This is a genomic window from Sorangium sp. So ce117, assembly GCF_051524395.1.
Classification (GTDB): domain Bacteria; phylum Myxococcota_A; class Polyangia; order Polyangiales; family Polyangiaceae; genus Sorangium; species Sorangium cellulosum_B.
In genome coordinates, this window is the sequence record NZ_CP150309.1 from 5,537,015 (window position 1) to 5,552,229 (window position 15,215).

Genomic DNA, 15,215 nt, shown 5'->3' on the forward strand with positions numbered 1-15,215 from the left:
CGCGCCCACGACCCGCGCCCCGAGCGCACCGACGATGCGCAGGCGACGCCACGGAACTTGGCCCAGCGCGCGCGAGCCGGGCATGCATCGGCAGATGCCGCTCGCTTCCTTGCCGACGGATCTCTCCCGCTCGGTCTCGCCTCCGCGCCTCCAGACGCCGCTGCCCTGCGCGCCGCGGCGCCCCGACCGCGGCCCCCGCTCGCCACGCGTCGATGGGCGGCTCGCAACCTTGCTCGTCGCGCTGACCGTGTGCGGATGCAAGCCGGCAGGCGCGGCGCTAGAGCTGTCGAAGGAGGGGGCGAGCGACGACGCGCTCGAGGTCGCCGCGCTGCCAGCGGACGGCCCCAAGCTGGTCGCGCTTCGCGCAGGGACGCCGGTGCTCGCGCGTCCACAGGCGGGCGCACGCAAGCTCGGCGAGCTCTATCCTGGCGCCGCCGTCGTGAGGTCCTCGGAGCCGTACGGACGCGCGGGGTGCAGCGGCGGTTGGTATGCGATCCGCCCTCGCGGGTTCGTCTGCGCAGGCGACGGCGCGACGCTGAACACCGACGTGCTCGCGCTCCTGCCGGCTCTGTCCGACACGTCGCGGCCCCTCCCCTACCGCTATGGCCGCGCGCGAACCCAGGGCGCCCCGGTGTATTTCGGGGTGCCCAGCCGCGAGGAGCTGCAGCACGCCGAGCCGGATCTCGATCGCCATCTCGAGCGTGTGCAGCGCAGCGACGCGCAGCTCGGCGCGTCAGCCAACGACGTCCCGCTGGACGCGCGCGGCGTCTCCTCCGGGCCCCCGGTGCTGCTGCCGAGAGGCGACGGCATCGGCGAGGACGGGCGCAGGACCGAGGCCGGATACTTCGTCTTCCCGATCGCCGACGTGATCGCGCCGCTCCCGCCCATCGCCGCGCTCGGCATCGACATCGGCGGAAAGGACGGCGCCCGCGTCGATCTGCGCGCGGCGCTGAAGACGGTGGCGCTGCGCAAAGGCAGCGGGGTCGCGATCACCCGCACGTTCACGTCGGGAGCGACCGACGGACGCAGGTTCGGCGTGACGCCGGAGGGACGGCTCATCCCGACCGACCGGCTCCAGGCCGCGCTCGGATCGCCGTGGCACGGCCTCGATGTCGAGAAGCTCGGGCTGCCTGTGGCGTTCGTCCATCGCCACGACGTTCACACGTGGTCGCTCGGCCGCGGTAAGGCGAATGAGAACGACGAGGAGCTCGAGCGCCACACGGGCGTGCCGCTCACGGGCAGGTTCAGGACGGTGGACGGCGTCCGCTTCGAGGAGGCGCGCGACGGCTTCTGGCTGCGCGCGCAGGACCTTGTCGTCGTCGTGCGTCGCACCAAGCTCCCCGACTTCGCCAAGGGCGCGCAGCGCTGGCTCGACGTCAGCCTGGTGAACCAGACCCTGACGGCCTACGAGGGGCAGAAGCCCATCTACGCCACGCTGATCTCGTCCGGACGCGACCAGCTGCGCGACCCTGAATCGACCGCGTCCACCGCGCGCGGCACCTTCCGCGTGCGGAGCAAGCACGTCACGCGCAACATCGATCCGCGCGAGGTCGCCGACAGCTTCGACGTCACCGACGCCCCGTGGGTGATGGACCTCGCGCCGGGCCAGGCGATCACCGGCATGTACTGGGGCGCCGGGGTCGGCGAAGCGCAAGGCTTCCACGACATCGCGCTGACGCCCATCGATGCGCGGCGCATCTTCCTGTGGGCCGAGCCGGAGCTCCCCGAAGGGTGGCACGCTGTGTACAGCAACGACGAGGAAGGAACCCTCGTCCACGTGCGGCCTTGATGTTCACGCAGCCACCGCTGGCCCTCCGAGGGAGGCCAGCGGCCGACTGTCACCATTGCTGGTGCCGAAGGAGGGAATCGAACCCCCGACCCGGCGCGTATGAAACGCCTGCTCTAGCCAGCTGAGCTACTTCGGCAAAAGTGAGGGCGGACTAGTACCGCCCCGTCTCCGCTCTGTCAAGCGAGGTCGTGCGCGTTACGACGCGTGATCGTCGCTCGGGATCACCGTTCGCGCTCTCGGTGCTTCGGCAGGACCGCGGGGTTCCTCGCCTCGAACGGCATCGACCAACGGAAGCTCTCGCCGAGCTCGGGCGGCACCGGGGGGTACGGCGAACCGCGCAGCACCGCGCGCCGGCAGTTCTCATCGAACTCGGGGATGCCGCTCGGCCGCGTCACCGACGCGCTCCCCACGGTCCCATCCGCGTGGATCACGAAGGTCACGATCACTGTCCCCTGAAGCCCCTCGCCTGCGGCCCACTTGGGAAACGCGTCGGCCCACAGCGGGTGCAGCTTGGCCATGACCTGCCTCATGTAGTGGCTGCGCCTGCGATCGAGCGGATCGTTGTCGAGCAGCCGGCCGCGCCCTGAACCGAGCGCGCTGGAGCGCGCACCGCGGCCCGCCACGCCACCCGCGCCGGTCGCGCCCGGTCCTGCCTGTCCGCCTGGCCCGAGCCCACGCGCCCCTCCGGCCGAGCTGGCGTGAACGAGCGACTGGATCGCCGTCGCCACCTCCTGCTCGCTGTCCACCGTGTCGTTCGGGTGCCCCACGGCGTCCGCGGGGACGGATGGCGTGCCCACCGCGACCATCGGCCGCGCCAGCGGAACCGCCGCGCTCTCGCGGTGATCCTCGCCGGGCCGCCCGTCGCGAACGCCCAGCCCCGCCGACGCGCGCTCGCCTCCCTCCACGGCGCCGCCGGCGGCGCGCGGGCTCGCCCCCAGCGAAAGCGTCGCGTCGCGCGCAGCGGACACGTCGGTCGCGCCGTCGATGCCTGCAGGCTGGGCCGCAGCGCCGAGCACACCGCCGCGACGCTCGGGCGCGCCGCCATCGCGCGCCCCGAGCGACGGATCGCGCTCGGCCGACGTGCGTCGCTCGGCCCGACGGCCGATCCGCCCCCCCGCGAGGAACGTGAGCTCCATGGGCTCCCGGCTGGCGCGCCAGTCCTCGCGCGATGCGCGCTGGGACGACGAGCGGATGCGCTGGATCTGGCTCCTGTCGAGGCGCGAGCGGATCTCTGGAGACAGAAAGGTCGCGTCGTCCCTGTCGGCGAGGTTCAACGCAGGCAGCTCCGCCGCGTCGGTACCTCCACGCCCGCTCGTCCCCGTGTCCGGCCGCGGTGCGTCTTCCCCTCCGCCCCGCGAAACGCGTACGGCCAGCTCGGACGCGGTCGCCGCCGCGCGGTCGAGCGTGCCGTCCGTGACGACGGGCAGCTCGATCTCGATCGGCGCGCGCATCGCGGCTGGCGACCCGACCGTCCGCGCGCGCGCTACCTCCGGTGCCGAGAACGAGCCTGCGACGACCAGCGCGCCTGCGCCCACCAGCCCTGCGTGGGCTGCGACGGAGAGGGCCCACGCGGATGCGATCCGGCGGCCGTCGCGAGACCTCTGCGCCATCGTGCTGTCACTATGCCTCGAAACGTGCCTGGGGCGAGCCCGCAGGCGCGAACCGCGCGCGCTCGTCTCAGCCGGCGAGCGCGCCGTCCTGCGGAAGCCGCAGCCGCCTGCGGGTGTTCTCCGCGGTGCGCGCGGCCAGCGCCTCGAAGGGCTCGCCCCGGAGCTCCGCGACGAAGCGCGCCGTGTGCAGCACGTGCCCTGGCTCGCACCGTTTCCCCCGGAACGGCACCGGCGCGAGGTAAGGGCTGTCCGTCTCGACCAGGATCCGATCCCCCGGAGCCCAGGCGGCGACCTCCTGGATCGCGCGCGCAGCCTTGAAGGTCACGATGCCCGAGAACGAGAGGTCGAAATCGAGCGCGAGCGCTCGCTCGGCGAACACGCGATCCTCGGAGAAGCAATGGATGATGCCGCCCACGTCGCTCGCCTGGGCGCGCTCCAGGATCGCGAGCGTGTCTTCCGGCGCCTCGCGCGTGTGGATGACGATGGGCTTCTCCACCCTCCGAGCGAGGGCGACGAGGTCGGCGAAGACGCGCTGCTGTGTGTCCTTCGGCGAGTGCATGTAGTGGTAGTCGAGGCCGATCTCGCCGACGGCCACGACCTCGGGCCGGCGCGCGAGGACCTCGAGCTCCGCGAGCATCCGGTCGTCCAAGGCGGAGGCATCGTGCGGATGGACGCCGACCGCGGCGTGCACGTCAGCGCGCCGCGCCGCGAGATCCGCGGCGAAGCGCGCCGCGGAGAGATCCGCGTCGACGCCGACGACCACGAACGCGTCCACGCCGGCGGCCCGCGCGCGGTCCAGGACGGCGTCGGCTCCCTCGCGGAAATGACGCGGATCGACGTGGCAGTGCGAGTCGATGATCATGCTTCGCTTCAGGTGACGAGCTCCGCGAAGCGCGCGCGGAGCAGCGCGCTCGCGGCGTCGAGCGCGCAGCGGTCGCAGTAGCCCATCCCGCGCAGCCGCTCGAGCGCGCGCGTCGCGTTCCTGCGCTCCTCCTCGCGCAGCTCGCCCCAGCCCTTCTCGGACTTGCCGTCGCTCTGCGCGTCGCGGAGGAGCGCGACAAGATCGCGAACCAGGAGCGCCACGCCCTTGCGCCGCTCCGTGAACACCGCCTCCCGCAGCTTGCGGATCTGCTGCGGGAACACGACCGCGTTGACGATCTTCTGGCCAGGGTGGTCGATGGCCCACGCCGCGATGGCAGAGATCAGGCCGCGCCGGTGATCGTCGTGCTTCGTGCGGACCCCGAGGAGCGCCTCCACCTCGCGCATCATGCGCTCGTCCGGGTTCTCGAAGTCGCCGGTGTGCGGGTTCCTGATCTTCTCCCCCTTCACCCAGACGCCGACGTGGGAGACGTACCGATCGAACAGCTCGGCGTAGCGCGTCTCGTCGACGAGGCCGCTGGCCGTCCGCATCTCCTCCTCGGTCGTGTCGAGCAGCCGCGTGCGCACGACCTCGCGGAAGAGCCGGTGATCGTGGTAGCCGCCCGCGAGCTGCTTCTCCTTGAGCCAGTCGTACTCCGCCTGCCGCTTGCAGAGCGCGTCGAGCTCCGAGAGCACCGCGAACGGGGAGAGGCACGCGTGATCCTCGCTCTGCGCCGCGTCGAGCAGGAGCGTCCGCACCTCACGCGGCGAGACGCCGAGGCGCCCCTCGAAGTCCACGGACGCGTCGCTCTCGTGGTAGATCGCCTCGATGCCAGCGCGCAGGACCTTCTGCGCCTCGGCGTCGAACCGCTCCGGCGCCGTGCCCGTCGCGAACAGCTCCATCTTCTCGACGGCGGTGAGGCTCGATACGAGCGGCGCGAGCGCGTCGGGGTACCGCTTCGCCTCCGGCTGCCGCATGCGGGTGAGCACGGCGAACTGCGCGGCGACGCGCGTCGCGTGCGGGGCGACGTGGCGGGTCACGAACGGGACGATCTGCGTGTCGTAGATCGCCTGCTCGTCGGGGTAGCTCCGGAGGTAGGGCGCGCGCAGGAGCTCGAAGCGCCCGCGGAAGCTCGGGAACTCCGGGTGCTCCCGGAAGGCGTTGAGGTGCACGTCGTTGGCGCTGCCGATCATCACGACGTTCGTCTGCACCGTCTGCTGCGGCAGGCTGACCTCCCCCGTCTCCAGCGTGAGCTGGAGGTAGCGGAAGGCGTCGAGCGGTCGCTTGAGGAGATCGCTGAACTCGAGCACGCCCCCGGCGGCATCGATCAGCTCACCGTGCGCCTCGAAGAGCGTCGTCGCCTGAAGCGAGGTCGGGAGCGAGGCGAGCGAGCGATCTGCCGTGATCTGCCGCTCGCCGGCGTCGACCGAGAGCTCCGGGCCGATCGTGACGGCGCCGACGCGGTAGCGGCGGGAGATGAAGTACCGCTCGACCTGGACATGCCGCAACGTCTCGACGAGCGAGCCGCCGCTCGCCACGAGGAGCGCCTCGAACACCTGCTGGTTCTTGTGGGACAGCTTGCCGCTCATCAGCCACTCGGGCGGCGGCTCCGTCGCGCCGGCGTCCTCGTAGAGCTTCAGGATGAGCGCCCGCCGCTCTCGCACCGGGAGCAGGAACAGCGGGTGATCCCTGAGCTCGATCACGAGCCGGGCGTCGATCTGATCGTCCTCGAGGTGGGCGTAGCTCGTGCCGTCCGCGGCGCTCGCCTTCACGTCGCCGCCGAAGCCGATCGAGCCGCGCATCGTCTTGCGGCTCGGGAACACCCAGTGGAAGCGGTACACGGCCCCCTCATCGAGGGTCGAGTAGTGCTCCAGGGCGCGCAGGATGCAGGCGGCGAGCGTGCTCTTCGCCGAGCCGTTCGGCCCGTGCATCAGGACGAGCCTGTTGGCCCTGCCCTCGCGCACGAAGTTGCAGAGCACCCGGTAGACCTCGGCCTGCAGCTCTTCGTGGCCGATCAGCGCGAAGTCCCGCCCGTGATAGGAGGCCGCGGCCGGCGCGCCCTGCTGCGCGGGCTCGGCTGCGGGTAGCTCCCACGGCAGATCGAAGAGCTGGAACCGGGTCAGCTCCCCCCAGGGCTTCTTGATCGTCCGCGTGCCGAAATGGTCGAACATGTCGCGGACGTAGCGAGCCGCGTCGCGTCCGAAGCGGACCGGATTGGAAGCGAAGAGCTCCAGGTACTGCTGGAACGAGAGGACCCGCTGCTCTTCGTTGAACCGCCTGGCCATCGAGGAGGCGATGGCATCGAGCTCGGAGAGGGCCTTTCGAGCCCGCTCAGCCGCACTGCCTTGGACCGTCTGGCTGGGGCCGACCTCGCTGGGCTGGCCCCCCCGGTAACCGGAGGTGTCGTTGTTCACGTGAGGCTGAGTTTACCGTTCCGCCTACTGCACGTCGACGACCGCCTCGAGCTCCTGCTTCTGCATCAGGCAATTCGCGGCGCTGCAGATGCTGAAGGAGAGCACGCCCGCCACCTTGGTCTTGCCCTTCTTGGCCGCCACGAACGGGACCTTGAGGAGGCCCTTGGTCTCCTCGAACGCGCCGTCCTCGCGCTTGAGCAAGGGCTTCGGGTACGAAACGCCCTCGGCGGCCGCCTCGGCGACCTTGAACTTGATCGGGTATTTGTCGTTGATGTGGTAGTCGCCCTTGGACAGGAGCGACACCTCCACGAGCCCCTCCTGGCCGGCCTTGTACGTCCCCGTCGGCTTCATTTCGAGGGTATAGACCGCATCCTCGACCTTCGATTTTCCGCCCTGGGGTGGGGCCGCAGGTGCTGCCTCGGTGGCGCCGCGAGAGGTCGCCGCTTCGCTCTGGCTACAGCCGAGGACGGGGAGCCCGGAGAGCGCGATCAGGCACATCGCGGCGGAGAGGGGCTTGCCGGTCCGAGTTGAAGGATGAGTGCTCATGGTCAACACAAATAACACAGCGGCGGCGCCAGCGCGAACACGGGGCCCCGGCGCCCAGGACGATGGCGCACTGAACCGGAGCGCACGCGCCTTACGCCGCCGCCTCCGCCGCTGCGGCGCGTAAGGCGCAACGTCGCACGAGCGCACGGCCCGGCGCCGCCGTCAGCGCGAAATCAGCAGCGCAACGAGCGCACAGAGCAGCACTGCCGCGCCGGCCACCGCGGGGATGACCCACCGCGGCACGCGCTGTGGCACGCCCATCACGATGTCCTCGGCGAACGCCTCGGAAGCGTTCGGCGAGGGCGCGATGACCGCGGCGGCGCTCGACCCGCGGCTCGCGCCGGCGGGGACCGCGCCCACGCTCGCCGAGGCATGCGGCTGGCGGGCCAGGACCGACGGCAGCGCGGCGCGGATCCGGGCCGCGAGCTCCTTCTGCGGTAGGTGCGCCCAGTCGCGGTGCGACCCCGCGAGGCCGTACGCCTGGCCCACGCGATCGGCGAGCAGGCCGACGGAGGGCAGGCGCGCCTCCGGGCTCTTCATGAAGGCCTCCTCCATCACCGGATCGAGCGAGGCCGGCGCCCCGTACGCCTTGCCCGCCACGCTCGGAGGCAGCGGATTGTTGCCCATGATGGCCACGAGGATCATCGGACCGGTCGGCGCGTGGAACGGGACCTGCCCCGTGACGCACTCGAACACGATCGCCGCGACCGACCAGACGTCGGCGCGATGGTCGAGCGCGAGCAGCCCCTGCGCCTGCTCGGGGGACATGTAGAAAGGCGACCCGATCGTCGTGCCGACGACGGTCAGCTTCTTCGCGCCCTCGCTGTTGTCGCGCACGCTGCCGAAGTCGAGGATCTTCACCATGTCGCCGTCGTGCGTGCCGACCAGGAAGATGTTGTCCGGCTTGAGATCGCGGTGCACGACCTTGCGCTTGTGCGCCTCCTCGAGGCCGAGCGCGATCTGCGACAGCATCCGCACCAGGCGCTCGGGGGGCAGCACCTTGTCGCGCTTGAGGACCGTCCGCAGCTCCTCGCCCTCGAGGTACTCCATGACCAGCGCGAAGCTGTGGTCCTCGGTCTTCTCGAAGGCGAGCACGTCGACGATCTGTTCGTGGGGCAGCGACGCGCTGACCTCGAACTCGCGGTGAAAGCGCTCGACGCTCACCTCGTCGAGCGCGACCTCGGGGTGGAGGATCTTCAGGGCGACGCTGCGGCCGGTCCGAAGATCGAGCGCCTGGTAGACGCGCCCCATGCCCCCGTCGGCGACGATCCGCCAGACCTGGTAGCGCCCGCCGCAGAGGGTCGCGCCGACGCGCCTGTCCTCCGGGTGGACCGGCGGCGCTACCTCAGCGACCGGGATGAGGCGCTGCCCGTCGACCGGACAGAAGCCGCTGTCGTGCGAGAAGAGCCTGAAGCAGGCGGAGCACGTCTTCAAGCCGCACCCGGGATCAGGCGCGGGAGGGGTCCGCGGCCGGCGTGCTGCCCGACGCGGGCTCCGGCGGCATGTAGTAGAGGATCCGGTTGCAGTTCGGGCACCGCTCGAACTCATCCTGGCGGCGCATCTTCTGGAACATCATCGGCGGCACGGACAGGTGGCAGCCGAGGCATGTGCCGTCGTAGGTGCGGGCGATCGCGACGGGCCTGCGCGTCCGGATCGACTCGTAGCGGCGGTACAGGACGACCGGCAGCTTGCCGACCACCTGCTCGCGCGCCTCGGCGCGCTGGGCGCGCTCGGCCTCGAGCGCGGCCAGCGACGCCTGCGTCCCCGGCGCGCTGCCGTCGATCGCCCCCGCCAGCTCGACGCGCTTCGCCTCCGCCACGTCGATCGCCGAGCGAGCCCCCTCGGAGGCCGAGTTCAGCCGCTCGATCTCTTCCTCGCGATCGCGGTGCAGCTTGCGCAGCTCCTCGATCTCGCGCTGCGCCGCGTTGGACTCGCGCTCGTTCCGGGAGCGCTGCAGCTTCTCCCGCGAGCGCTCGATCTGGCTCGACATCTGGCGGAGCTCGACGACGAGCTCGGAGCGCGTCTTCTCCATCGCCGCCAGGGTCTCCCGATCGCCCTTCAGCCGCTCCTCCAGCCGCTTCAGGTCGGACCGCATCCCTTCCAGGCTGCCGCGCTGCTTGTCGAGCTGCTCATCGATGCGGCGGATCTCGCTGTCGATGGCCGACAGCTCTTCGAGGAATGCGATCTGCTCGCGGATGCTCACGTGCTTCCTTGTCTCCTTCTGTTTCGTGGCTTTCGTGGGCCCACCTGGACTCGAACCAGGAACAGCCCGGTTATGAGCCGGGGGCTCTGACCGATTGAGCTATAGGCCCTGGAACAAGGGCGAACCCCCGATCGGGGCCGCCCACTTTCGCACCGGCGGACAACGTAGTCCAAGCGGCGCGCAGTTGGAAGGGGAGCGGTTCGGTCGGACCGGGTTCCACGATCGCGCCACGGCGGTCGGGGGTGGCTCGGCCGTGAGGGAAGCCCGTCCGCAGACGGGGCGCAACGCGAGGGAGGCCTCGCCGGGCATGGCGCACGGACATTGCGCCGGCGTGCGCGGTTAGGCCACGCCAGAGGCCGCGCCAGAGCCGCGCCACAGACCCGCTCGGGCTGCGGCCCCTCACGGCCCCTGCCGCCCGCCCGGATCGACCATCGGGCTGCGGCGCGGGATGCGCGCTGTCTTGGCCGCCGGGGTCACGGCCTTGCCCCCGTCGAGGGCGTCGGAGCAGCACCGGAACCCGACCTGATAGAAGCGGAACCACCGGTTGTGCGTCGACGTGACCGGGCGGCATCGCGAGCGGATCGGCCCCCAGTAGCCCCCTTTCAGCGTCGATCGAAACGGCTTCTCGTCCAGCGTGCCGAGCTCATTGTTCACCCACTCGTCGACGTTGCCGGTCAGGTCGCGCACTCCGAAGGGGCTGACGCACCGGTGCATCTCCCCGGACGCAACCCGGCGATCGAGCCGCTCGACCTCCGCCGAGATCTTCCATGGGTCAGCGAACGTCTCGAGCACCGGCATCGAGATCTTCTTGTCGATGTTGCAGGCGTCGGGATCGCGAGCGATCCCGTAAGGATAGGGCCACATCTGCGGCCCCTCGCACGCGAACTCCCACTCCTCGCCGGAGCAGAGCCGCTTGCCCTCGATCTCGCAGGCGCGCTTCGCCTCCAGCCAGTTGACCATCACCACCGGGCGGACGCCCTCGATGTTCGGGTACTCGAAGACGTCGATGCAGAAGCGCCGGTGCTGAAGGCGCCCCTCGCAGAGGACCTCCGGCTCGAACCGCGCGCAGATGTCCTTCTCCTCGTCGATGTAAGCGGCGCAGTGGTGCCCGACGTACGGGCAATAGATGCCGTCGACGAGCACCATCCCGCCGAGGCACGCCGCGCGGCTCTCCGGGTCGACGCGCACGTACGCAGGCAGCGGCGGTGGCGCCGGAGGCGCCAGCGCGGGCGCGGGCGGGGCCGGCTCCGGCGGGGCGATGCTCGCAGCCGGGGCCGCGCTCGCCGCGTCGAGCGGCCCAGGCGGCCTCTGGAAGCGGGGGGCAAAGAGGAGCGCGCTCACCAGGGCGGCGACGACGAGGGCGGCGATGAAGGCGATGCGCTCGCGCATGTCAGTCGTACACGCCGTCCTTCTCGCGGTCGCGCTCGATGAAGGGCCGCGGCGGCGGCGTGACGACGCCGTCGACCGTGTCCGCGCAGCAGCGGAAGCCGACCTGGTAAAACTTGAACGTCGGCCCGTGCCCTCCGGTCGTGAGGCGGCAGGTGTTCCGAACAGGACCCCAGTAGCCGCCGTTGAGCGTGGCCGGGCGCGACGTGCCCGGATCGTCGGCGAGGTTGTCGGTCCACTCGTCGACGTTGCCGGAGAGGTCGTACGCCCCGTAGGCGCTGATGCAGTTCGGGTGCGATCCGATGGGATCGGCCTGCCACAGCCGGGCGATCTCGCCCTCGCGGGTCGCCTCGTCCACCATGGCGTCGATGTCGAACTCGATCGCGGCGCGGTCGATGTTGCAAGGGCTGGGCGTGCGCACGAAGCCCCAAGGATACGGCAGGCGCTTCGGTCCTTCGCAAGCGAGCATCCACTCGGAGCGCCGGCACAGCCGCCTGCCGATCGAGGCGCAGAGCGACTTCGCCTCGTACCAGTCGACGTAGACGCGCGGGAGCTCGCCCACCCGGTTCGGCCACTCGTGGCGGTCGATGCAGAAGCGCCGGTGATCCACCGGAGCCCGGCAGCGGGCGCCGCGCCCGTACTCGGGGCAGCCATGGCCGGCTCCATCGCCGCTGCGGGTGCAGACATACGGGAGGGATGGACAGAAATCGCCCTCCACGAGGCTCATGTCGGCGGGACACGCAGCGCGCGCCGCCGGATCCGCCGCGAAGGGATCGACCAGCGGGGCCGCCGCGGCGGCCTGCTGGCTCGCGCTTCGCCGAGCCGGGGCCGCACCGGGAGGCGAGCCCGGAGCGGGCGCTGCTGCCTCCCCCTGACCAGCGGCCGTGGCGGGAGCAGGCGTGGACGATGCTGGTGCCGCGGGCCCGACAGAACGCGCCGCAGCGGGGCCGGGCTCGGAGCGCCCGGACGGAGAGGGCGGCTCGAGCAGCAGCGCGTCGAGCTCAGGGGCGTACCGCGCAAGGAGCGCGACCACGCCGAGCGCAGCGCCGGCGCCGACCGCCATCAGGACACTCCTTGCACGCGCTTCCACCTGCGCGCCCTCTCATAGTCCAGCTCGCAGCGCAGCGACGTGAGAAGAATTGCAAGACAACCGGAAGACCTGGCGCGCGCCGTGCGCTGCGCGTCGCGGCGCGCGGCACGCGACGGGGCGGGGCCACCAGGGCGACAGGGGCAACAGAGCCAACAGAGCAGCGAGCGGCGAGCAGGAGCGGCGCCACGCCCGCTTCCGTGTGTGATAGCTCTCCGGTTCCCCCTATGGATCGACTGGTCGTTCGAGGCGCCCGGCAGCACAACCTCAAGAACGTCAGCGTGTCGCTTCCGCGCGACCGCCTGGTGGTGATCACCGGCCCGAGCGGCTCGGGCAAGTCGTCCCTGGCGTTCGACACCATCTACGCGGAAGGGCAGCGCCGCTACGTCGAGTCGCTCTCCGCCTACGCGCGGCAGTTCCTCGAGCAGCTGTCCAAGCCGGACGTCGAGTCGATCGAGGGCCTCTCGCCCGCCATCGCCATCGAGCAGCGCGCGCTGGCGAAGAGCCCGCGCTCGACCGTCGGCACGGTGACCGAGATCTCGGACTACCTCCGCCTGCTCTTCGCGCGGGTCGGAACCCCGCACTGCCCCGCGTGCGGCAAGCGGATCGAGGCCCAGACGGTGCAGCAGATCGTCGACCGCATCCTCGATTTCGGCGACAAGACGCGGGTCACGATCATGGCGCCCATCGCGCGAGGCCGCCGCGGAGAGCTGAAGCTCGACATCGAGCGGCTGCGCCGGGAGGGCTTCGTGCGAGCGCGCATCGACGGCGAGATCGTCGATCTCGGCGACGAGCTCGTCCTCGACCGGACGCGCGCGCACGACCTCGACGTGGTCGTGGACCGGATCGTGGTCAAGGACGGCATCAAGGGCCGGCTCACCGACTCCGTCGAGCTCGCGCTCAAGCTGGGCGAGGGCAGGCTGCTCGTCGACATCTCCAGCGACGGCATGAAGATCGAGCCGCTCTGGATGAGCGAGCGCTTCGCGTGCATCGACTGCGGCATCTCGCTGCCGCCCATCGAGCCGCGGATGTTCTCCTTCAACGGCCCGCACGGCGCGTGCCCCGCCTGCGACGGCATCGGCGCGAGGACCCGCATCGATCCGGACCGCGTGGTCCCCGATCCTCGGCGCACGCTCCGCGAAGGCGCGGTGGTGGCCTGGGGGCGCCGCGGCTCGCTCTCGCTCGCCACGGAGACGGAGCGGGCCGTCAGCGCGCTCGGCTGCGATCCGGACGTCCCGTGGGCGAAGCTGCCGGCGGCGGCGCGGCAGGCGATCCTCGAAGGGAGCGACGCCCAGGGCGCCGGCGGCCGGGGGAAGAAGAGGGCCGCCTACGAGGGGATCATCCCGCGGCTCGAGCGCCTGCTGAGCAGCGGCGAGCCCGCCCTCGCCGATGAGGAGGAGGCCGATCCCGACGAGGACAGCGCCGCGCTCTCCGACGAGATCGGCCGCTTCGTCATCACGCGCGTGTGCGACGCCTGCGACGGCAGGCGCCTGCGTCCGGAGGCGCTCGCCGTGCGCCTCGGGGATCGCAACATCGCGGACGTCGGCACCCTGCCGCTGCGCACGCTGCGCGTCTTCCTCGAGGGCCTCATGCCGCCGAAGGAAGGCGCGCCGCAGGCCGCAAAGGGAAGCGCGCCGCGGGCCCCCGCCGATGGGCAGGCCGCGGGCGAGGCCCACGTCGACGGGGCGCTCGCGCCGCGCGAGCGCGCGATCGCGGAGCCGCTGCTCCGGGCGGTGATCGCCCGCCTCGGGTTCCTCATCGACGTCGGGCTCGACTACCTCACCCTCGACCGCTCCGCGCAGACCCTCTCCGGCGGCGAGGGCCAGCGCATCCGCCTCGCGACGCAGATCGGGGCCGCGCTCGTCGGCGTGCTCTACGTGCTCGACGAGCCCTCGGTGGGCCTGCACGCGCGCGACAACACGCGCCTGCTCGAGGCGCTCAGGCGGCTCGTGGACCTCGGCAACACCGTGGTCGTCGTCGAGCACGACCGCGACGCCATCCTCGCGGCCGACCACATCGTGGACATGGGCCCGGGCGCGGGCGTGCACGGCGGCAACGTGGTGGCGCAGGGCACGCCGGAGGAGCTGAGCGCCGATCCGGCGTCGATCACCGGCCCGTACCTCAGCGGCAAGAAGCAGCTGGCGATCCCCACGAAGCGCCAGCGCCCCGACGGGCGCTTCATCCGCGTGAGCGGCGCGCGGGCCCACAACCTCCTCAACGTCACGGCCGAGATCCCCGTCGGCCTCTTCTGCACGGTCACCGGCGTGTCGGGCTCGGGCAAGTCGAGCCTCATCGTCGACACGCTGCTGCCGGCCGCGAAGAACGAGCTGTACAGGAGCTCCGCCCCGATCGGCGCGTGCGACGGCATCGAGGGCCTCTCGCACATCGACAAGGTCATCTCGATCGATCAAGCCCCGATCGGCCGCACGCCGCGCTCGAACCCGGCGACGTACACGGGGGTCTTCGGGCTCCTCCGCGAGCTCTACGCGGGCCTCCCGGAGGCGAGGACGCGCGGGTACAAGGCGGGCCGCTTCTCGTTCAACGTGAAGGGCGGCCGGTGCGAGGCCTGCCAGGGCGACGGCGTGCTCCGGATCGAGATGCACTTCCTGCCCGACATCTTCGTGACGTGCGAGACGTGCGGCGGCCGCCGGTACAACCGCGAGACGCTCGAGGTGCTCTACCGCGGGATGTCGATCGCCGACGCGCTCGACCTGACGGTCGAGCAGGCGATCGACCAGTTCGAGGCGCTCCCCCGCGTCCGGGAGCGGCTCGCCGCGCTCGCGCGGGTCGGGCTCGGCTACATCACGCTGGGGCAGCCCGCGACGACGCTCTCGGGCGGCGAGGCGCAGCGGGTGAAGCTCGCGCGCGAGCTCGCGCGGAAGGCCACCGGCCGCACGCTCTACGTGCTCGACGAGCCGACGACGGGCCTGCACTTCTCCGACATCGAGGTGCTCACCGCGAGCCTGATGAGCCTGCGCGACGCCGGGAACACCGTGCTCGTGATCGAGCACAACCTCGACGTGATCGCCTGCAGCGACTGGGTGATCGACCTCGGCCCCGAGGGCGGCGAGCGCGGCGGGACGATCGTCGCCGCTGGCACCCCGGAGGACATCGCGCAGGAGGAGGCGTCCTACACCGGCGCGTACCTGCGCGAGGTGCTCGTGGCGTCGAAGCGTCGCACCCCGCAGCAGCCGCGCAGCCGCGCGGCCGCCCGCAAATAGCAGAACGGGCGTGGCCCCTCCCGGTCCGCGCGAGGTGGACCGGGAGCAGGAGCGCACGCCCGACGGCGCCGAGGCACCCTCGCGCAAGGAGGCGACCGGC

Annotated in this window: 10 protein-coding genes and 2 tRNA genes; 2 read left to right on the forward strand and 10 right to left on the reverse strand. The window is 71.6% G+C overall.

Annotated features, from left to right (window positions below; all coding sequences use genetic code 11):
• Positions 1–94 precede the first annotated feature (94 nt).
• Positions 95–1,789, forward strand: coding sequence for a L,D-transpeptidase (locus WMF46_RS20670; protein ID WP_437987167.1), 1,695 nt, complete (start codon positions 95–97; stop codon positions 1,787–1,789).
• Between the two features lie 59 nt (positions 1,790–1,848).
• On the opposite strand, the gene WMF46_RS20675 is transcribed toward WMF46_RS20670, so the two are convergent.
• The 10 genes from WMF46_RS20675 to WMF46_RS20720 form a co-directional block, all read right to left on the reverse strand.
• Positions 1,849–1,925: transfer RNA gene (locus tag WMF46_RS20675), tRNA-Met, on the reverse strand.
• 85 nt (positions 1,926–2,010) lie between these two features.
• Positions 2,011–3,399: a TonB family protein gene (locus WMF46_RS20680; protein ID WP_437987168.1), complete on the reverse strand. Its 1,389-nt coding sequence runs from the start codon at positions 3,397–3,399 to the stop codon at positions 2,011–2,013.
• A gap of 67 nt (positions 3,400–3,466) precedes the next feature.
• Entirely contained in the window at positions 3,467–4,261 is a 795-nt protein-coding gene (locus WMF46_RS20685; RefSeq protein WP_437987169.1) for a TatD family hydrolase, read from the reverse strand.
• A gap of 8 nt (positions 4,262–4,269) precedes the next feature.
• Complete coding sequence (locus WMF46_RS20690; protein WP_437987170.1) at positions 4,270–6,672, reverse strand: PrkA family serine protein kinase; 2,403 nt, start codon at positions 6,670–6,672, stop codon at positions 4,270–4,272.
• A 24-nt stretch (positions 6,673–6,696) separates the two neighbouring features.
• On the reverse strand, positions 6,697–7,218 hold the full coding sequence (locus tag WMF46_RS20695; RefSeq protein WP_437987171.1) for a hypothetical protein: 522 nt from the start codon (positions 7,216–7,218) through the stop codon (positions 6,697–6,699).
• Positions 7,219–7,380: 162 nt separating this feature from the next.
• Positions 7,381–8,652: a serine/threonine-protein kinase gene (locus WMF46_RS20700; protein WP_437987172.1), complete on the reverse strand. Its 1,272-nt coding sequence runs from the start codon at positions 8,650–8,652 to the stop codon at positions 7,381–7,383.
• A 13-nt stretch (positions 8,653–8,665) separates the two neighbouring features.
• Positions 8,666–9,421, reverse strand: coding sequence for a zinc ribbon domain-containing protein (locus tag WMF46_RS20705; RefSeq protein WP_437554222.1), 756 nt, complete (start codon positions 9,419–9,421; stop codon positions 8,666–8,668).
• A gap of 35 nt (positions 9,422–9,456) precedes the next feature.
• Positions 9,457–9,530: transfer RNA gene (locus WMF46_RS20710), tRNA-Ile, on the reverse strand.
• A 290-nt stretch (positions 9,531–9,820) separates the two neighbouring features.
• Entirely contained in the window at positions 9,821–10,810 is a 990-nt protein-coding gene (locus tag WMF46_RS20715) for a formylglycine-generating enzyme family protein (protein ID WP_437987173.1), read from the reverse strand.
• Between the two features lies 1 nt (position 10,811).
• Positions 10,812–11,870 (reverse strand): SUMF1/EgtB/PvdO family nonheme iron enzyme, encoded by a 1,059-nt coding sequence (locus tag WMF46_RS20720; RefSeq protein ID WP_437987174.1) that lies wholly within the window; start codon positions 11,868–11,870, stop codon positions 10,812–10,814.
• A gap of 251 nt (positions 11,871–12,121) precedes the next feature.
• Here WMF46_RS20720 and uvrA point away from each other — a divergent pair, with 251 nt between their 5' ends.
• Positions 12,122–15,115, forward strand: a complete 2,994-nt coding sequence (uvrA, locus tag WMF46_RS20725) for an excinuclease ABC subunit UvrA (RefSeq protein ID WP_437987175.1) — start codon at positions 12,122–12,124, stop codon at positions 15,113–15,115.
• The last annotated feature ends 100 nt before the right edge of the window (positions 15,116–15,215 follow it).

Bases quoted from the DNA above. Each gene is read 5' to 3' on its own strand.
- WMF46_RS20670 (WP_437987167.1), top strand. From the start codon at position 95: ATGCCGCTCGCTTCCTTGCCGACGGATCTCTCCCGCTCGGTCTCGCCT.
- WMF46_RS20680 (WP_437987168.1), bottom strand. From the start codon at position 3,399: ATGGCGCAGAGGTCTCGCGACGGCCGCCGGATCGCATCCGCGTGGGCC.
- WMF46_RS20685 (WP_437987169.1), bottom strand. From the start codon at position 4,261: ATGATCATCGACTCGCACTGCCACGTCGATCCGCGTCATTTCCGCGAG.
- WMF46_RS20695 (WP_437987171.1), bottom strand. From the start codon at position 7,218: ATGAGCACTCATCCTTCAACTCGGACCGGCAAGCCCCTCTCCGCCGCG.
- WMF46_RS20715 (WP_437987173.1), bottom strand. From the start codon at position 10,810: ATGCGCGAGCGCATCGCCTTCATCGCCGCCCTCGTCGTCGCCGCCCTG.
- WMF46_RS20720 (WP_437987174.1), bottom strand. From the start codon at position 11,870: ATGGCGGTCGGCGCCGGCGCTGCGCTCGGCGTGGTCGCGCTCCTTGCG.
- uvrA (WP_437987175.1), top strand. From the start codon at position 12,122: ATGGATCGACTGGTCGTTCGAGGCGCCCGGCAGCACAACCTCAAGAAC.